The sequence below is a fragment of the Acidithrix ferrooxidans genome, assembly GCF_000949295.1.
In the GTDB taxonomy this organism is placed as follows: domain Bacteria; phylum Actinomycetota; class Acidimicrobiia; order Acidimicrobiales; family Acidimicrobiaceae; genus Acidithrix; species Acidithrix ferrooxidans.
This window is the reverse complement of record NZ_JXYS01000060.1, coordinates 1-18,009: the sequence shown is the minus strand read 5'-3', so window position 1 is coordinate 18,009 and position 18,009 is coordinate 1. Positions and strand designations below refer to the sequence as shown.

Below are 18,009 nucleotides of genomic sequence, written 5' to 3'. Positions count from 1 at the left end.
TTGTTCGAAGTCTAATTTGAATCTTTGCCCTTATCCTATCGACTACTCTGGGCGCAATCTTTCTGATCTGGAGGGTGGACTTTGGCGTATTAGTTCTCGATTGACTCGGCCAAGATACTCGATTGGCTCGAATTGCTGGTGATTCCTGAGAGCTTGGCTACTTAGAGCAATTTGAAATTTCGAAAGAGTTTGCTTTTTAATTTAGCCACCTAAGTCAACAATAGCATTTAGCATTTTAAGAGATGAAGGGTTCAACAGCTAAATTATTGATCAGGCCAGTTGGCACTGAAGATTTTGGGGTCGTAAGCGAATTTCTCTCGAGCGCCATCCCGCAGTGGACCAAGGAATCTCTTTTTGACCTCTATGAGGGTGGCGCAGTGGTTATGTTGCCAACCGATACAGTATATGGTCTTACCTCTCGAATCGATACTGATGGCGCCGATAGGATCTATGAGATTAAATGCAGACCGCGAAGTATGGCCCTTCCGGTTGTAGTTGGAAGCATTGAACAAGCCATTGACCTCTTTGACTTGAGCGATGAGGTGATTCGTCGCAAAGTTGAGCTTTTAGCTCAGCGCTTTTGGCCAGGGTCCCTTACGATAGTTGCCCCCAGAGATAGAGAACTTATCTTTAGAGGCGGAGATTTGCATGATCGCACTATTGGGGTCAGGGTGCCAGACGATGATATAGTAAGACAAGTTACCTGTGCTGTGGGGCCGATCTTTGCAACCTCTGCCAATTTGCATGGGATGCCTTCGATTGTGAGGTCAAAAGAGATTTTCGCCGATGATAATTTACCTTTAAAAAATAGCATCGATGCCATCGTAGTTTGTGACGGCCTATCGAGTGGAATATCCTCAACTGTAGTCTCTTTAATCGATGGTGAGCTGGCGATATTGCGAAAGGGCTCTATAGAATTTGATGAGATTATTTCGACTCTATAGGCGGATTTGAGACGTCGACTTTGGTTGATTTGAACTTTTGACACTTTTAGTTTGGCCTCTAGAGAAGTTAAAACCTCAATTGGTTCGGGTAGAGTAGAGCTATAACTATTTAAGATCGGCGGTTGAGTTATGAATTTAGGTGTTGAAGATCTATACCCAACGATCACGGACTCTGATCCCGAATTATCTGAAATTCTTGGCCTCGAAATGCAGCGACAATCGGGTACGCTTCAGCTAATTGCTTCTGAGAACTTCACTTCGAAGGCGGTCTTAGAGGCGACCGGTTCAATTCTGACAAATAAGTATGCCGAGGGATATCCTTCGAAGCGATACTACGGCGGCAATATCTATATCGATCGCGTGGAAGACCTAGCTCGAAATAGGCTCAAGGCGCTTTTTGGCGCCGAGCACGCGAATGTACAACCACATGCCGGGGCCAACGCTAATGCGGCAGCATATCTGGCTCTTCTAAAGCCAGGAGCCACAGTGTTAGCCATGAGGCTTGACCAAGGCGGACACCTGACTCATGGTTCTCCAGTGAACTTCTCTGGTCAGTATTACAGATTTGTCTCTTATGGGGTCAGCGCGGCTGACGGTGATAGCGGTGAGCGAATTGACCTAGAACAGATGGAAGAGGCCGCTAGAACTCATCGTCCGAGTTTGATAGTCGTTGGGGCTACCGCCTATCCCAGGATTATTGATGTCGAACCTGTGCGAGCTATAGCCGATTCGATTGGGGCGACAGTACTCTTTGATGCAGCCCACGTAGCAGGTCTGATAGCTGGAGGTGTCTATCCTAATCCACTTGGATCTTCCGAAGGTGGTGCGAACAAGGGCGCTGATGTGATGACCTTCACGACCCATAAGACCTTGCGGGGTCCACGTGGCGGTGCGATTGTTTGTACCTCTCAGTTTGCCCAAGCGATCGATAAGGCCGTCTTCCCGGGCCTTCAAGGTGGACCACTTGAGCACGCGATTGCCGCTAAGGCGGTGGCATTCCAGGAGGCTTCCCTCCCGCAGTTCCAAACCTATCAGCAGAATGTCGTGCTAAATGCGAAAGTATTGGCTAGTGCCTTAGAGCAAGAGGGATTTCGCATTGTATCTGGTGGTACTGATACCCATTTGATCTTGGTTGACTTGACCCGGTTCGACCCAAATCTATCCGGCAAAGAAGCACAAGAAGCGCTGGATCTAGCGGGAATTACCTGTAATCGAAATCAGATTCCATATGATACACGTTCGCCATTTATTACCAGTGGTTTGCGATTTGGAACTCCTGCCATGACGACGACTGGTATGGGAGCCGACGAGATGAAGTTGGTGGCAACTCTAATTGGACGAAGTCTACGCCATCGCGATGACGAGAAGTACCTACAGTCGATCCGTGAAGAGGTCGGAATTCTTTGTTCCAAATTTCCACCCCCTCCTTTTGCTTGAGGAATTTGGGTTTTAAAAAAGGGTAGGATTTGTGCAAGAGGACGCTGATCTTATGTGGCGAAGGTGCGGCGCCTCCATCGAAGAATTGATGCGTTCTTGGGATGAGTAATTACGTTGTGGTATTTTTGGTCGCAGCGGTTACTACTTATTTGTTAACCTTTGTGGTTAGGCGCTATGCAAATCGAATTGGAGCGGTAGTCCTTCCGGACGCACGAATGGTCCATGAGCATCCCACTGCCACAGTGGGTGGTTTGGCCATGGTTGGCGGATTTATAGTTGCCATGGCAGTCGCCTATTTCATGGGTGGATTTTCGCTAATATTTCACGGCTCTAGTGAGGCTTTGGGTGTAGTCTTGGCGGCGTTAGTTATGGCTGGCGTAGGGCTGATTGACGATCTAAAGGATGTCTCTGCTCCGGCTAAAGTTGCAGGTCAAGTCCTGTCCGCGAGTCTGTTGACCTTCTTTGGGGCAACGATGTTTTACTTTCGGGTGCCTTTTGCTGGAGTGGTAGTTTTAGCTCCATCGTTTGTCCCGCTTCTTACAGCTCTTTGGGTCGTTGCTATGGCTAATGCAGTCAATCTTATCGACGGCCTCGATGGCTTGGCCTCTGGTATCGTGGGGATAGCCTCGTTCTCCTTTTTTATCTACGCCTATAAATTGGTGCAACTCGGATCTCTCTCATCTAATTCGATAGGACCATTGATCGCGGTTATAGTTGCCGCCGTGTGCGTCGGCTTTTTACCTCATAACTTTCATCCGGCCAAGATCTTTATGGGCGACACTGGAGCGCTTTTTTTAGGACTGTTGATGGCGGCATCAACCTCAGTCGTAGGAGGTCGTACCAGCGACGTCTCGGGAGAGACCTTCTTCTTCTTCGCTCCGTTATTTATACCATTTGTAATCCTTGGTGTTCCAATGACGGATATGGTATTTGCGATTATACGTAGAACCGCCAAACGTATGAGCGTCTCCACTCCAGATAAGGCACACCTTCATCATCGCCTTTTACAGATGGGCCATGGTCATCGTAGGAGTGTTTTGATTCTGTGGGCATGGACGGTCGTTCTCTCTGGAATGGTCCTTATCCCGCTCTTTACCAATAGAGGTAATGCGCTCATTCCTGTACTTCTAGCTGCATTGGGTATCATGTTGTATACACTCTTTCAGCCAGCTATAAGATCGCGAACGCTGGCGAAACCGTTCCCCCGTGTGAAGTTATTTCTATCTCGATTCTCGAGGTTAAATCAGGGGCGAGTTAGAGGTAATCATTTTCGGCGATAAATGATTCAGCGTTTTCTTGAGGTTAAAAGGTGCCTTGCATTGATTTTCATGAAACAAACAGGTAACTAAATGATTACCAAAGCGGCTGTTGCGGTTAGACTTTATGGTCGTTTGTCTAGAACGGATAGGATAGAGTGTCTGACCAAAAGGCTCCTTTGCCATCGCGATTTGCGAAGATGTTGATAGGTAAAAAAAAGAACCCAGCGACTCCTTCGTCTAACTCGCCTATCTCGCAGGCCCCTTCAAGTGAACGGGGGGATATCTTTACCTCGGCGATAGAGATCACCTTTATCCCCATAATCCTCTTTGGCATAGGGTTTTTTGTTGATCACGAACTCCATACCCTTCCAATTTTTTCTATCTTTGGCCTTCTTTTTGGGTCCATCGGCGTTATTTTGCGCATCTATTACGGTCTTACAGGAATCACTCCGAATCAAATTGGACTAAAGCGACCATCGTCGGCTAGCATTGTCTCTCGGTTCGATTCCGACTCTTCAACGTTGGATTTGAGCCGGAGATCACTTTTGAGTGCAGATTTGACGCTCTCTGACGATGTCCTTGACGCAGCAAAGGTGCTCGACGGTGGAGTTGATTTGAGTAAGACAAATTCTGACGGTACGAGCAAGTGATTTAGGTCAACTTCTTATCTTTTAGGTATCGGCAAGCTTTGCGGGACCTAAATAACGTTGATCAAAAATAAGAGGTTCCAAAGGGGATCTCTACGGATCTAAGGACGGAAAGTTAGATTGGCTAACAGGCAGCGCAGCAATGCAATAGAGGCGATGATGAGCCGCCACATGGTTAGGATTGCGATTCCGCTTGGGGTATTGGTCATTGTGATCGGCACCTTGATCGGTGGTTTTGACGGTTTTGTCTCAGCATTGATTGGCGTTGGGGTCGTTACATTGAACTTTGCCCTGACCGGTCTATTTATAGGTCGTGCCTCTGAGAATTCACCGATTGCCGCCATGGTAGTTGCTTTGGGCAGCTTCTTTGTGATTTTGTTAGCCCTAACTTTGTTTGTTGTTTTAGCGCATAACGCAAAATGGTTGAATCTTAGGATCTTTGGCATTAGCATGATTGCGCTACACCTGGTTGTTTCAGGCTTGGAGGCTCGAAGGGTCTCGGGTCGAATGGCCTATTCAGGAATCTTCCCATCCAAGAAGGAGACGAAATAGCTTGCAATATTCCGCGATAAATTTCCCACCGATTGGGGAGGTGTTGAACTGGAAGCCTCTTTTCTTTGGGGGCAGCTCGTTCGCATTCAACAAGGTCGGGTTGATTACGGTTTTGGCGGCGCTAATTACGCTATCGCTCTTTTGGATCGCTGGCCGCCAAAAAAAGATGGTGCCAACTGGCGTCCAAAATCTAATTGAAGCCTCTGTCGACTTTATAGATAAGTCGATTGCGCTAGATGCGATGGGTCCAGAAGGACTCAATTGGTCTCCTTTTTTGACTGCTCTCTTTTTCTTCATCTTTTTATGCAATGTCTTTGAAGTGATTCCATTTTTTCAAATGCCTGCGACTGCACGAATGGCAGTTCCGGCACCGCTGGCATTGGCGGTCTATGCGACCTTTATCGTCGTCGGAGTTAAAAAGCGGGGTTTAAAATACTTCAAGGACGCTATCGTCCCTCCCGGCGTTCCTGCAGGCGTTTTGATAATTTTGGTTCCGATTGAAATTCTTTCAACTTTTATCGTTCGACCATTTGCTCTGGCAATTCGTTTGTTCGGTAATATGTTGGCTGGCCACCTCTTGCTGATCACCTTTACAGTGCTCTCAGAAGCTCTTTTTGTTAAAGGTATCGGCCTTATACTTCTGCCTCTTCCATTTGCCATGTTGACTGCGCTTACCGGTTATGAGATCTTTGTAGCTTTGCTACAGGCTTTTATCTTTACAACCCTGACTGCTGTTTACATTGGTGACTCTTTAGCAGGTTCGCACTAGGCAAAAGGAAGAAGTTGTTTCGCAGTTGAGCTCGAAAGTGTATGGAAATAAATTGAGAGCTCAATTAAATTTAAATTGTAAGGAGGTGGCTGGGTCCAAGACACATTTGATCCACCAAAGGTGAACTTTGATTCTACTTTGAATCAGAAAATGTGACATTAGCGATGAAGTCGCTTTTCAAAGTGTTGAGATTCAATGGGAAATGCTATATCTATAGGTTGCCTATTGAAAATCTAAGTTGTCCTATGGTCAAACGTAGGAAATAGTGTTAAAAGATTCTATTCTTTACACTCGTTCGTAAATTTACGGGAAGTTCCCGTTTAGGAGGTATTCGGTTGTTTCACATGGTTTTGGCGATAAACGCCGCCATCACGCAGAATGTAAATCTGCGTAAAGGTCTGGCTGAGCTCGGATCAGGTTTAGCCTATGGTCTTGCAGCGCTAGGACCTGGTATTGGTATTGGTTTGATCTTCGGTCAAGCTGTCTCTGCGATCTCTCGTCAACCTGAGACCGCAGGCCCAGTACGTAGCCTTGCATTCGTTGGTTTCGCACTTACAGAGGCGCTCGCCCTCATCGGTTTCGTTGTCTTTATTCTTTTGAAGTACACCGGCTAAATGACCCCCACAATCTTTGCAGCCACGCAATCTTTCAACCCAATTTTGCCGGCAACAAACGAGATCATATATTCAGTACTTTCTTTCGGCTTACTTTTTGTATTGCTGGCTAAGTACGCGTATCCTCCGGTAAAGGCGATGATGGCTAATCGCACTGCCAAGATTCAAGGGGACCTAGACAGTGCTACTGCTACTCGCACCGAGGCGGAACGTCTCCTGATGGAGTACAAAGAGCAGCTGAATGAGTCCAAGAAAGAGGCGACGCGCATAATTGAGGAGGCTCGAAAGACCGCAGAAGTTTTGCGTCGCGACCTTCTGGCTCGTGCCGAAGATGAGGCTCGTGAGCTTCGGCTTCGAAATGACGAGGCTCTTCGAATCGAAAGGGATCGAGTCGTAGGCGAAATTCGCGCTGAAATGGCAACTTTGGCCTTTGATATCGCCGAGAAGGTTATCCAAGTAGAACTCGATCGCGGCGCCGCTAGTGCGTTGATCGATCAGTTTTTGAGTGAGATTGAGGCGACACAGTCTTGAGAGAACAGCTTCGAGGATATGCCCAGGGCGTAAAGTACCTGGCGCAGCGAGGCGGAGTTAGCAACCTCGACCACCAGGTCGTGGTTCTGGCTGACTTCGTTCATGAAAATGCCGAGCTTCGAGAGATTGTCTCTGACCCATCTATCACAAGTGAAGTTCGGGGCGAAATTATTGCCGACCTCTTTTCAGATAGTTTGTCAGAATTCGCCATAGCGGTTGCCAGGGCTTCCTTTGAAATAGAGGAGCCAGGTAAGGTCGTCGAAGCTCTCATTATGTTAGGTCAAGTTTTAGGTGAGCCCCTAGAAGCTGCAACTGGGGCCCTTACTACTACGAGCCGGGTTAGGGCTTATGGAAGGGCCCTTTTGGAGTCCATGGATGGGCCAGGTGCGATTGGCGCAGCCGAAGAGATGATCTTCGACTTTAGAAATTTAGTAGAAGCAAATCCGAAGTTGCGTCGAGCTCTCTCTGGGATTGGAACAAACGCGTCCCAGCGGGTAGGAATTGTTGATGATCTACTTGGACATGGAAGCGATGACACGTCACAGAAGTTCATAGAGATAATGAGATTCTGTGCGTCCGCAGGGCGTATTCGGGATATCGTGGACGTTTTGGATAAGATCATTACGATTGCGGCGCATCTTCGAAATACAAAGATCGCGCATGTGAGAGTCGCTAAAGCTCTAGATGATCAGCAGCTTTCGCTCGTGACATCGGCCCTCTCGAGACTCAGTGGCGCGGCTATTGAGATACGCGAGGTCGTCGACGAAAGTGTCGTAGGCGGAGTAGTGGCTGTCGTTGGCGACACCATTTACGACGGAAGTATTCGCCACAGGTTAGAACAACTTAAGGGTCGCATGCAAATGGCGACTGCCACTAGATAGGATCGGAAGGCAACCAATGACGGAGTTGTCAATTAGTGCAGACCAGATTGCTGAGGTATTGCGGGCGCGTCTCCAAGGGTATGCTCCCAATGCTACCGGCGAGATGGTCGGCCGTATACTTGAGATTTTTGATGGTATTGCTCGAATTTCAGGGCTGCCACAGGTCGGCGTTAACGAACTTTTGGAGTTTGAGAACCAGACACTGGGCTTAGCACTTAACTTGGACGAAGATACCATTGGCGCAGTTATCTTAGGAACTGGCGAAGGTATCGACGAGGGCCAGATCGTACGCGCCACTGGACGTATTCTTTCAGTCCCAGTTGGCGATGGTTTGCTGGGTCGAGTCGTGAATGCACTTGGTGTTCCAATTGATGGTAAGGGCCAGATCGAGAGTGATACATCGAGGCGTCTTGAGGTCCAAGCTCCCGGTATAGTAGATCGTCAGCCGGTTACGGAACCTCTGCAAACTGGTATTAAGGCTATCGACGCGATGACGCCTATCGGGCGAGGCCAGAGAGAACTTATTATTGGGGACCGCAAGACTGGTAAGACATCAGTTGCGCTTGACACGATTATCAACCAAAAGGGCCAAGGCGTAAAGTGCATTTATGTCGCCGTGGGCCAGAAGAATTCAACTGTAGCATCTGCAGTCGCAACCCTCGAAGAGCATGGAGCGATGGATTACACGGTGGTTGTAAACGCTTCTGCCTCTGATGGGGCTCCATATAAGTTTTTGGCTCCTTATGCAGGTTGCGCAATGGGCCAGCACTGGATGGAAAATGGCGAGCATTCGCTCATTGTCTATGATGATCTTTCAAAGCAAGCTGAGGCATATCGTCAGCTTTCACTTCTGCTGCGTCGTCCACCAGGTCGTGAGGCCTATCCTGGAGACGTCTTTTATCTTCACTCTAGATTGCTAGAGAGAGCTGCAAAGCTTTCCGATGCTCGTGGGGGTGGGTCTTTGACCGCGCTGCCAATCATTGAGACCAAGGCTGGAGACGTCTCGGCCTATATTCCAACCAACGTGATCTCCATCACCGATGGTCAGGTCTATCTAGATAGCGATCTCTTTTATTCTGGCGTGCGTCCAGCTATCAACGTAGGTATTTCGGTCTCACGTGTTGGTGGAGCAGCTCAAATCAAAGCTATGCGCTCTGTCTCGGGAACGCTAAAGTTGGATCTCGCTCAATTTCGCGAATTGGAGGCTTTTGCCGCATTTGGTTCTGAACTAGATAAGGTCTCCCAAGCTCAGCTCGATCGAGGTTATCGTCTTACTCAGATCCTCAAGCAACCTCAGAATGCACCTGTTTCGGTAGAAGAGCAAGTCTTAGCTATCTTTGCTGGTACTTCTGGAAGGGTTGATGACGTTCCTGTTGAAGCGGTTTCGAAGTTCATCGAGGAGTTGGTCGAATTCTTCAACGCCAATGGTGCTGCCTTTATGGAAGAGATTCGAACTAAGGGTTCGCTTCCAGACACCAAAGCCATGGGTGAATTGATCGATCGATTCAAGGCTGGCTTTGATGCTACCAACGCGATGGCAGGCGGGGAGGCTTAACAGTGGCCGGCGGACAAGAACGGATATTACGCAGGCGTATAAAGAGCGTTCAAGCAACTAAAAAGATTACAAAAGCCATGGAACTTATTGCTGCTTCGCGAATCGTGAAGGCGATGGGTCGTATTAATGATGCGCGACCTTATTTTGTCTCAATGAGTAGCGTCATAGAGCAATTCGCTTCATCTGCTGGTCTTCCAAAGAGTAAGTACCTAGGTGATCCCAAGGTTGGTGCCCGTGGTCTTTTGGTTGTTACCTCTGACCGTGGACTTTGTGGTTCTTTTAACTCTGCCCCGTTGCGTTTTGTAGAGCGAAAGCTCCTTAGCGCCAAGGGGGCAGGGGAGCAATATCGTATCCTTTGCGTAGGTAAAAAGGGAATCAACTTCTTTGGCTACCGCAATATCGATTTGGATCTTGCTTTGCTTGGAGTCTCTGAGCGCCCAACTTACGAGCATGCTCGTACGGTTGCAAAGGCGGTTCTTGACTTGTTCGATTCTGGTGCTGTAACGAGCGTGGATATCGTCACTACTCGCTTTTATTCGGCTGGATCGCAGAAGATGGAGGTAATTCCGCTTCTGCCTATCGATCCAGCCACACTTGTAGCATCAGGTGGAGGGGATTCTTCTCTATCCTTTGAGGTCGAACCAGCTCCAGAGGAGATTATCGATCCCCTTATGGCGCTGTTTATAGAAGAGAAGATCTTCGCTTATCTTTTAGAGGCCTCGGCTTCGGAGTATGCGTATAAGCAGCGAGCTATGAAGTCTGCTACAGAGAACGCCGAGGAGCTGGTTAAAAAGTACACTCGTATTATGAACCGGGCTCGCCAGGACGCGATCACAACTGAGATAATGGAGATAGTCGGTGGCGCCGAGGCACTTAGGTCATCTGATAGCGAAGCCTTAGATGTCGATTAGCCCTTCTACGGTGGCGGCTTAGAGTCATCGCATTTGTTTTTTAGAGGATTTCCGATTTTGGCGCTCATCGGTGGGCATGGTTTTTAGGAGAATGTAGTGACAATTGTTGCTCAAGATGAACACGACGGTACTGGTCATAGAAATTTAGAAGATGGCCGTGTTGTCGCTATTGTAGGTCCCGTTATTGACGTTGAGTTTCCACCGGATTCAATTCCGGAGATCAATACGGCTGTCGAGGTAGACCTCGTGTTGGATGGCGTAACCGTAACTGTTACAGGGGAGGTGGCCCAGCAGATCGGAGATGGTCGAGTTCGTTGTGTCTGTTTAAAGCAGACAGATGGACTAAAGCGTGGAGCTATAGTTCGAAATACTGGTCGAGGTATCTCGGTGCCTGTTGGCGACGGTGTATTGGGACACGTTTTCAACGTGATTGGTGATGTCTTAGATGCAGCTGATGTCGAGAATATTGAGGATCGCTGGGAGATCCACCGCTCGGCTCCTGACTTTGATCAGTTAGAGCCAAGGGCCAAGATGTTTGAGACCGGAATTAAGGTCATTGACCTTCTGGAGCCATACGTTGAGGGTGGTAAGATTGGCCTCTTCGGAGGAGCCGGTGTCGGTAAGACTGTTTTGATTATGGAGATGATCAATCGAGTTGCTCAACAACACGGCGGTGTTTCGGTCTTTGCTGGTGTCGGTGAGAGAACTCGCGAGGGCACCGATCTTTGGATCGAGATGCAGGAATCTGGAGTTATTGAAAAGGCAGCGCTTGTCTATGGACAGATGGACGAGCCTCCGGGCGTACGTCTGCGCGTTGCCCTGTCGGCGCTTACGATGGCGGAATACTTCCGTGATGTAAAGAACCAGGACGTTCTTTTGTTTATCGACAACATCTTTCGGTTTGTCCAAGCTGGTTCCGAGGTCTCGACTCTATTGGGACGCATGCCATCAGCGGTAGGTTATCAGCCAACCTTGGCAGATGAGATGGGTGAATTGCAAGAGCGGATCACTTCGACCAAAGGTCGTTCGATCACCTCGTTGCAGGCAGTCTATGTCCCCGCGGACGACTATACCGACCCAGCGCCGTTTACAACATTTACTCACCTTGATGCCACTACAGAGCTTTCTCGAAGCATTGCGTCGATGGGTATCTACCCAGCTGTAGATCCCCTGGCTTCTACTTCGAACATTCTTGCGCCACATATCGTGGGGGATCGTCACTACAAGATCGCCACTCGAGTTCAAGAGGTTCTTCAACGTTCTAAGGAGCTTCAAGATATCATTGCCATTTTGGGAATGGATGAGTTGTCCGAAGACGATCGTATAACAGTTACTCGAGCTAGGAAGATCCAGCGCTTTTTGTCTCAGCCATTCTTTGTTGGTGAGGTCTTCACCGGTCTCAAGGGGATATATGTGCCGATTAAAGATACGATTGAGTCGTTTGAGGCTCTTGTCAGTGGCGAGCTAGATGATATTCCAGAGCAAGCATTTCTCAACGTCGGTGATGTCGAAGGTGTCCTTGCTAAAGCCAAGACGCTTCAAGGGAATTAATTATGGCACCGTCGTTTCAGGTACATCTGCTCACTCCTGAGCGTCCCCTTTACGAGGGGCAAGGAACTTCGGTCTCCTTGCGGTCAGGCGAGGGAGATATAGCCTTTTTGGCTAATCATGCGCCTTTCATTGGTACTGTAGATATCTGTGTTGTCAAGATCGAACGCGATGGCGAGCCTACACTTTATGCCGCGGTTCACGGTGGCTTTGTTAGTGTAGCTCGTAACGAGGTGCGTGTCTTGGCCGACGTAGCGGAACTCGCTAACGAGATTGATTTAGAGCGTGCCAAGGCGGCATTGGCGAAGGCCGAGGCGGCAGGGAGTCATACAAATGACTCTGTGTTGGAGGCTTCGCTACGTCGGGCTCATGTGAGGATCTCCGTCTCTTCGACGCTGGCTCACTCCACTTACGTCGCTTAGCTTTTCGAAGGCGGCTCTTTTGCACTAGCTTGTTGGTCGATTATAGTTTCATGTGTGTGACTTGTCTTGCGATTTGATCGCAAGACAAGTCACACACTTTTCTTTTTTAAGGAGGCAAGTTGTGGCAAGGAGGCGAATTGGCTTAGTCTTTAGAATTCCAGAGAGTCAAAGGGAACAGATCTTGGGAATCTCAAGGGCATTGGGTAATCCTGGAGCTGGGGTCATGGAGCCCCATATCACTATTGCCTCTCCCTCTTCTTTTTCTAAGAGCGAGATCTCGGCTCTTTTGATCGATCTGGGACGAATTCTTTCCGATTACGAACCGTTTGCTATTCGCATTGGTGGGAGTGGTTGTTTTCGTGGCGAGAAGAATGTTCTCTTCTTGGAGGTTGATCCCGATCCAATTCTGTTTGACTTTGCGGAAGTGGTCCATAGCGGATTCGATTCGTCACCACGATCCTTTGACTATGTCCCACACGTAACTCTCTACGACTTTTGTTCTTTGGAGTTGATCGAACTTGCCAAGGTTCACCTAAGCGGATATCGGTCGCTATTTATGGCTGAGATGCTCTCATTGTTCGTCCAAAATTCCAAGGGTTCCTGGAGTAGCTATTGTGACATCTCTTTTGGTGGTGTGACTAAAGGGTCACAAGGTGGCCAACCCCTTACCTACTTGCGCCTTGGTTCGAGCGGGGCGTGGTTGGATGATCTCTTTGATGGAGGGCGCTTTGGTATGACCTTTTCAAGTTACGGCTTTGACTTACTTGTAAGTGGCCTACATAGAGGTCGTGGCCATAGCCTGGTGGCCTTTAGTCGAGAGCGACCGGTGGGGTTTATCACTGGGTATTCGAGCGGGGCGCTAATGGTGGTCGATGGGATCTATGTGGTGGAAAACGAGCGCGGTTTTGGCTTGAGCGCCGGACTGTTCGATCAACTGGTCCTATTTAGTCGTCAATCAGGCGCTCGAGCTCTAGTGGGGTTTTTTGATTGTAAGTACTACGAAGCTGAGGTAGTTGCTAGCATCTTTCGAGGTCGCGGTGGTGTGGAGTGTGACCCAGCTTTACTAGGAAGTTACAGGTCAGGGATAGCTGCATACTCTCTCAATTTGGCTAATTTATGATGGCTCTCAATCTGTCTTACAGTACCGGACTTAGAGCGCATTACTATCGATTGTGTGATTGCTCCACCTGGTGTGAATCGAACACCTCTTAGCAACTCGCCATTTGTGATTCCAGTGGCCGCGAAGAAGCAGTTTTCACTTCTGACAAGGTCATCTGTGGTCAGTATCTTGTTTATGACGTAACCTGCATCTATCGCTTGTTGTTTTTCAAATTCATTGCGTGGCCATAGTCGCCCCTGGATCTCTCCGCCCATGCTCTTTAGCGCTGCCGCAGAAACTACTCCTTCAGGGGTTCCACCTATTCCTATTAGAATGTCGGCTCCTGAGTTCTCCCAGGCTGCAGAGATTGAAGCGGCGACGTCTCCGTCGCTTATTAGGTGAATTCTGGCGCCCGCGATTCGGATCTCTTCAATGAGGTTTTGATGGCGGGGTCGATCTAATATCAGCACCGTTACTTCACGTATTGGAATCCCTTTCGCTTTAGCTACTTCGCGAATGTTTTCGGTCGCTGTGAGATCTAAGCTGATGCGTCCTTTGGCCTCAGGCCCCACTGCTATCTTTTCCATATAGACGCAGGGTCCTGGATCGAACATTGTCCCCTCCTCGGAGAGGGCAATTACACTTAGTGCATTTTCTCGCCCCAAAGAGGTTGGTGTGGTGCCTTCTATTGGATCTACTGCAATATCTACCCTGGGAGCACTTCCGTCGCCGATGTGTTCGCCATTGAATAGCATCGGAGCTTCGTCTTTTTCTCCTTCACCAATGATTACCACGCCATCCATGGCAATTGTGCGAAGCGCCGCTCTCATAGCCTCTACGGCTGCTCCGTCGGCTCCGTTTTTGTCGCCGCGACCCATCCATCTCGAGGCGGCAATTGCGGCGGATTCTGTAACTCGGACTAATTCAAGGGCGAGGTTTCTATCTAGGGACTGAACTTGGATTTCCATGTCAAAAAGATACACCAAATTTGGGCTGACTATGTATTTAATGACTAGTTATCGCCCTTGGCTTAGTACGTTAATCGCATTGGCCGAGAGTTTTGCCAGTAGCTTTCTGTTGCTTGTTTAGCTTTTGCAATTACTTGCCCCTGACTCCTTGGCACTTCATCGCAGTGCTTTTGGGGCCGGCTCAAGAACGGGATGGGTATGACGCCACCGAGTCCGGTAGGCACGACTCATTGCTGAGCCGTGCCTACTAAGAACCCAGCGGGCAACTTTCATCGCACTAGGCTCAAGCCTTATGAAGGCCCCTTTCGGAACCCGATCATATAGCTACCAATTCTTTGGAGTTAATAAACCCGTGATAGCTTTGGTGGACTAGGACTCGGTTAGAACCGGTTAGAAAACGTGTCAGGTCTCCCGAGCGAACGGGGAGTTATGTATCGAAGCGTCCATCTTCTTTGAGATGTGATCGCTTCGTTGTTGTTTGGACAGTTTTCATCTCGTTCACGCCAATGGCGGGCTGGCTTCTTTTTCTCCGCAGGGTTTGTGGTCATTTGGCGCCCGATGCGGTCTTTGTAAACAGAGGAATTAAATTGACCCAGGATCAGCAACATTAAATTGACCCACGCTCCAGTAAGACTGGTCTGTGGAACATTCAAAACCACGGAGGAGTCATCAAATGCTGAAGGGCATGGAAACGCTCGACCACAATGGCCCCAGCACGTTTGAGTTAGTGGCCCCACTCAACTTCGATTATAACGATGCGCCATGAGAGATTTGGTGGTTATTTAGAGATCCCTTTGGGATCTCTAAATTTCGGTTAGATTCAGTTGTTTGGCGCTCCTTTTGAGCTTGCCAATTGGATAGTTTCAATCCATCTAAGCGAAATTGAACTACTCCATAAAGCTGAACTTGTCGACATTGTCTTGATAATCGATAATGACTGGGCTACGGGGCCTACTGAGAGTTGAGTCCTTGTGGAGATAATCCTGATTCATTAATGGGCCTTAGAATCGATGGGAATCTGGCGGTAGTGCTATAGCTAGCCCTATAGCTTTGGATTCCTCAGGAATCGACCGACACCAGCGCAATTGTGAGATCCTCAGATATCTACGTGAAGCTCTTGGCCCAAAGCCTCAAAGGTGAGGGTCGCTGTGGCGAATATGGTAGTGGCGAATATGGTTGTGGATCGGTATTCCTCAATCTTTAGAGGTCATGGACCACTAGTTGATAATCTAGAGGTGGCTCAGAGACAAAAGTAAGATATTCTCTCCGGCTGCTTTGGCTGCTTCGGCCATAACGATTCACATCCACATTGTTATGGCCTAGGCATGGCCTTTGGCTAAAGCGATGACACTTTGAGATCGCCAAAGCCTAAAGGCTGCAAAGGGGCTATGGATTTGTGGACCAAGAATGCGGGCTAACCCAAAGCTATGGCTTTCACCCATCGATTTATCATTAGTTACTCTTGGTCAACAGGATCCACAGCCCGTCACTACTACCAATTAAACAAAAGATTCTTTATTTTTTGATACGCCCCGGGTTTAATGGAGACTCCATTATCGCAGAACCAATCGGTTCTCTTGGGTACGCATTAGCGTAGCAGAGACGGATGTCAATACCCCTAAAAGCACGATATTTGATGGAATTTGAGCTGTCTGGCGAACTGGTTGTTTAGATTAAATCTTTAAAATATGGCTGGTTCTTTACTATTTAGGACATCTCTCACTACCACCAACTTTGTAACAAACAAATCCACAATCACAACAGAAGCATTTGTGGTGATAGTTGACTTGAAATGCTGGGTACATCAAAATACCTACGGGAACTTTGATGGAGCTCTGGATTTAACGATGGAAGGTTAGTTATCGAGATCGACGTGGGCGACTGGTTCGTCACAATGAGGACAAGGACCACCTGTTCCAATACGGGTACACAAAAGGTTTCATTCTGGGCATCTTTAAAATACCGAGGTAGCGACTCTCGCAGCGGGGACACTCATAGACGACTTGCATCCGCCACTTGGACGTTCTCAAAGATCTGTTTCTGCAGGTACACTTAGGCTCTGTGGTCAGGCAGGTCTTATAAAGCTCGGACGGATAGCTCTAGATGGCACCAAACTAAGAGCAAACGCATCCCGGAGAAAAGCAATGAGCTACGACCATATAACACCACGCATAGAACAGCTAGAAAAAGAGGTGGCTGAAATCCTTAGAGAAGCAGAAGCTATCGATGAAGCCGAAGATAAGACCTTCGGAGTCAATAACCGCGGAGACGAGGTTCCAGCTGAGCTCGCACGTAGGGAAAGCAGACTTTCCAAGCTGCGTGCAGCAAAAGAGGCCATCGAAGCAGATGCAAAGCAAAAGGCTAAAGAGCAAGCAAAAAAGAACTCTACAAAAAAGGGTAAAGACACCTCCGAGATCGAAGAAGCAGCCATAGAAGCCAAGAGACAGCAGTAGCTGATCCCAAGGCCCAGCGAAACTTCACCGATCCAGAGTCAAGAATGATGAAGACTAACGATGGATACCACTACGCCTATAACGGCCAGGCTGTAGTGGATGAAAAGTCCCAGGTGATCATCGCAGCAGAGATAACCCAGGCAGCTAGCGCCGTAAACCAGCTCATTCCTATGATCGCCTCCACCAAGGAGAACCTCAAATCAATCGGAATCGATGACACAGCAAGAGTTCTTCTTGTAGATGCCGACTACTGCTCCAAAGAAAACTTAGAAGAGATCGCCAAAGCAGGGATAAACGCACTTATTGCAACCGGAAGGCTCAAACACAACGAACGTGTACCCGATGCCCCAAGAGGACGGATTCCCAAGAACGCAACCGACAAAGAGCGCATGGCGAGACGTCTTCGAACCCAGTCCGGACGTAAAGATTACGCCAGAAGAAAAGCGATAGTCGAGCCAGTTTTTGGCCAGATGAAACTAAGACAGCAAGCCGGGCATCTTCGCTTACGCGGAGTTGCTGGAGCCACCGGTGAGTGGACACTACATGCAATTTGTCACAACTTGAGAAAACTGGCTAATTCACGTCAAAACGGAGTGATAGCGCTGGCATAAAGAGGAAATAATCCCATAGCTGACCCAATGAGTCTGTTCTAGGAGCCATTCAGACGTTCTTAGGGGTTTGTTTGTCGTCGCTATAGCCAATAAATGGGTGAGACAGGAAAACAGACCGAAACCCGAAACTAATTCGGACTCACGCTCCTAGGCTTCAAGCGCCGTGGTTATCAACCTCGGTCATATTGACTCCACTGGGATTGGGCAGAAAAGATGTGAGAGAGAACTTGGGTCTTTTATGACAACGCGAAGTACACCTACTAGTGGGCTGCAAGTTGCAGCCCACTAGTAGGTGTGGGATTGAGGTGTCGATAACCGGTTGCAATTGTTAGCCTTGTCATGGTTATTCATGGCAAAGCCTAACAATTGATTCGATGAGTCGACCTGATGGTTATAAAAAGCAGAAAAAGCTAGCTTGGCTATGCCACTTTGTTATCACAAGAGGAACTATGGTGGTTATCTTCAAACTCAACTGGTGGAATCATTCCAATTGAGCCATGGAGCCTTCGATTATTGAACCAGTCGATATAGCCAAGTGTCGCCCACTCAAGTTCATCGACGTCAAAGAAGGGCCCATGAGGATTCACCAACTCTGCCTTATAGATGCCATTTGTCGTCTCAGCCAGGGCATTGTCATAAGAATCGCCTTTGGAACCCACTGAGGCGGTAATGCCGACATCAATTAGGCGTTGGGAATATCTAACAGATAGGTACTGTACTCCGCGATCGCTATGGTGTACAAGGCCTGGCGACACCGCTCTTTGGTGAATAGCCATCTCAAGGGCATCGGTTGCCAAGTTTGCCTTAA

Annotated in this window: 18 protein-coding genes; 16 read left to right on the top strand and 2 right to left on the bottom strand. The window is 48.4% G+C overall.

The features are described 5' to 3' along the window. Positions 1-242 precede the first annotated feature (242 nt). The 14 genes from AXFE_RS09085 to AXFE_RS09020 all read left to right on the top strand — a co-directional run bounded on the left by AXFE_RS09085 (position 243) and on the right by AXFE_RS09020 (position 13,190). Entirely contained in the window at positions 243-944 is a 702-nt protein-coding gene (locus tag AXFE_RS09085) for an L-threonylcarbamoyladenylate synthase (RefSeq protein WP_052605550.1), read from the top strand. Between the two features lie 129 nt (positions 945-1,073). After that, positions 1,074-2,381 carry a serine hydroxymethyltransferase gene (locus AXFE_RS09080; RefSeq protein WP_052605549.1) on the top strand — a complete coding sequence of 436 codons (1,308 nt, stop codon included), beginning with the start codon at positions 1,074-1,076 and terminating at the stop codon, positions 2,379-2,381. Between the two features lie 101 nt (positions 2,382-2,482). Continuing rightward, positions 2,483-3,661 carry a glycosyltransferase family 4 protein gene (locus tag AXFE_RS09075; protein ID WP_052605548.1) on the top strand — a complete coding sequence of 393 codons (1,179 nt, stop codon included), beginning with the start codon at positions 2,483-2,485 and terminating at the stop codon, positions 3,659-3,661. A 134-nt stretch (positions 3,662-3,795) separates the two neighbouring features. Beyond that, on the top strand, positions 3,796-4,290 hold the full coding sequence (locus AXFE_RS09070; RefSeq protein ID WP_052605547.1) for an AtpZ/AtpI family protein: 495 nt from the start codon (positions 3,796-3,798) through the stop codon (positions 4,288-4,290). A gap of 117 nt (positions 4,291-4,407) precedes the next feature. Beyond that, positions 4,408-4,839: a hypothetical protein gene (locus AXFE_RS09065; protein ID WP_082058617.1), complete on the top strand. Its 432-nt coding sequence runs from the start codon at positions 4,408-4,410 to the stop codon at positions 4,837-4,839. 1 nt (position 4,840) lies between these two features. Next, positions 4,841-5,608 carry a F0F1 ATP synthase subunit A gene (atpB, locus tag AXFE_RS09060; RefSeq protein ID WP_052605545.1) on the top strand — a complete coding sequence of 256 codons (768 nt, stop codon included), beginning with the start codon at positions 4,841-4,843 and terminating at the stop codon, positions 5,606-5,608. 344 nt (positions 5,609-5,952) lie between these two features. Then, positions 5,953-6,222, top strand: a complete 270-nt coding sequence (gene atpE / locus AXFE_RS09055; protein WP_082058616.1) for an ATP synthase F0 subunit C — start codon at positions 5,953-5,955, stop codon at positions 6,220-6,222. Then, complete coding sequence (gene atpF, locus AXFE_RS09050) at positions 6,223-6,753, top strand: F0F1 ATP synthase subunit B (protein WP_052605544.1); 531 nt, start codon at positions 6,223-6,225, stop codon at positions 6,751-6,753. Beyond that, complete coding sequence (gene atpH, locus AXFE_RS09045; RefSeq protein ID WP_052605543.1) at positions 6,750-7,634, top strand: ATP synthase F1 subunit delta; 885 nt, start codon at positions 6,750-6,752, stop codon at positions 7,632-7,634. Before atpF ends, atpH begins: the two co-directional genes overlap by 4 nt. Positions 7,635-7,650: 16 nt before the next feature. Beyond that, a complete protein-coding gene (gene atpA / locus AXFE_RS09040) occupies positions 7,651-9,189 on the top strand; it encodes a F0F1 ATP synthase subunit alpha (protein ID WP_052605542.1) in 1,539 nt (512 codons plus the stop codon). Between the two features lie 2 nt (positions 9,190-9,191). Next, complete coding sequence (gene atpG / locus AXFE_RS09035) at positions 9,192-10,100, top strand: ATP synthase F1 subunit gamma (protein WP_082058615.1); 909 nt, start codon at positions 9,192-9,194, stop codon at positions 10,098-10,100. 96 nt (positions 10,101-10,196) lie between these two features. Beyond that, positions 10,197-11,651 (top strand): F0F1 ATP synthase subunit beta, encoded by a 1,455-nt coding sequence (gene atpD, locus AXFE_RS09030; RefSeq protein ID WP_213333437.1) that lies wholly within the window; start codon positions 10,197-10,199, stop codon positions 11,649-11,651. A 2-nt stretch (positions 11,652-11,653) separates the two neighbouring features. Then, on the top strand, positions 11,654-12,070 hold the full coding sequence (atpC, locus tag AXFE_RS09025; RefSeq protein ID WP_052605540.1) for an ATP synthase F1 subunit epsilon: 417 nt from the start codon (positions 11,654-11,656) through the stop codon (positions 12,068-12,070). 121 nt (positions 12,071-12,191) lie between these two features. Then, complete coding sequence (locus tag AXFE_RS09020; RefSeq protein WP_052605539.1) at positions 12,192-13,190, top strand: 2'-5' RNA ligase family protein; 999 nt, start codon at positions 12,192-12,194, stop codon at positions 13,188-13,190. Here AXFE_RS09020 and glpX read toward each other — a convergent pair. After that, positions 13,142-14,137 (bottom strand): class II fructose-bisphosphatase, encoded by a 996-nt coding sequence (gene glpX, locus AXFE_RS09015; protein ID WP_052605538.1) that lies wholly within the window; start codon positions 14,135-14,137, stop codon positions 13,142-13,144. The two genes, AXFE_RS09020 and glpX, sit on opposite strands and share 49 nt — an antisense overlap. A 2,003-nt stretch (positions 14,138-16,140) precedes the next feature. On the opposite strand from glpX, the gene AXFE_RS09010 reads away from it, so the two are divergent. Together AXFE_RS09010 and AXFE_RS09005 are read left to right on the top strand one after the other, a co-directional pair. Then, complete coding sequence (locus tag AXFE_RS09010; protein ID WP_052605537.1) at positions 16,141-16,590, top strand: hypothetical protein; 450 nt, start codon at positions 16,141-16,143, stop codon at positions 16,588-16,590. 44 nt (positions 16,591-16,634) lie between these two features. Further along, the gene (locus tag AXFE_RS09005; protein WP_082058613.1) at positions 16,635-17,201 is read left to right on the top strand and encodes a transposase; all 567 of its coding nucleotides are present in this window, start codon (positions 16,635-16,637) and stop codon (positions 17,199-17,201) included. A gap of 419 nt (positions 17,202-17,620) precedes the next feature. Here the strand turns inward: AXFE_RS09005 and AXFE_RS09000 are convergent. Next, the coding region (locus tag AXFE_RS09000) for an integrase core domain-containing protein (protein WP_152625988.1) at positions 17,621-18,009 on the bottom strand (389 nt) is incomplete at its 5' end.

What these genes read in the sequence shown, in the direction of transcription:
- atpE (WP_082058616.1), top strand. Translation starts at nt 5,953, where the DNA reads ATGGTTTTGGCGATAAACGCCGCCATCACGCAGAATGTAAATCTGCGT.
- atpC (WP_052605540.1), top strand. Translation starts at nt 11,654, where the DNA reads ATGGCACCGTCGTTTCAGGTACATCTGCTCACTCCTGAGCGTCCCCTT.
- atpF (WP_052605544.1), top strand. Translation starts at nt 6,223, where the DNA reads ATGACCCCCACAATCTTTGCAGCCACGCAATCTTTCAACCCAATTTTG.
- glpX (WP_052605538.1), bottom strand. Translation starts at nt 14,137, where the DNA reads ATGGAAATCCAAGTTCAGTCCCTAGATAGAAACCTCGCCCTTGAATTA.
- AXFE_RS09085 (WP_052605550.1), top strand. Translation starts at nt 243, where the DNA reads ATGAAGGGTTCAACAGCTAAATTATTGATCAGGCCAGTTGGCACTGAA.
- AXFE_RS09005 (WP_082058613.1), top strand. Translation starts at nt 16,635, where the DNA reads ATGATGAAGACTAACGATGGATACCACTACGCCTATAACGGCCAGGCT.
- AXFE_RS09080 (WP_052605549.1), top strand. Translation starts at nt 1,074, where the DNA reads ATGAATTTAGGTGTTGAAGATCTATACCCAACGATCACGGACTCTGAT.
- atpA (WP_052605542.1), top strand. Translation starts at nt 7,651, where the DNA reads ATGACGGAGTTGTCAATTAGTGCAGACCAGATTGCTGAGGTATTGCGG.
- AXFE_RS09075 (WP_052605548.1), top strand. Translation starts at nt 2,483, where the DNA reads ATGAGTAATTACGTTGTGGTATTTTTGGTCGCAGCGGTTACTACTTAT.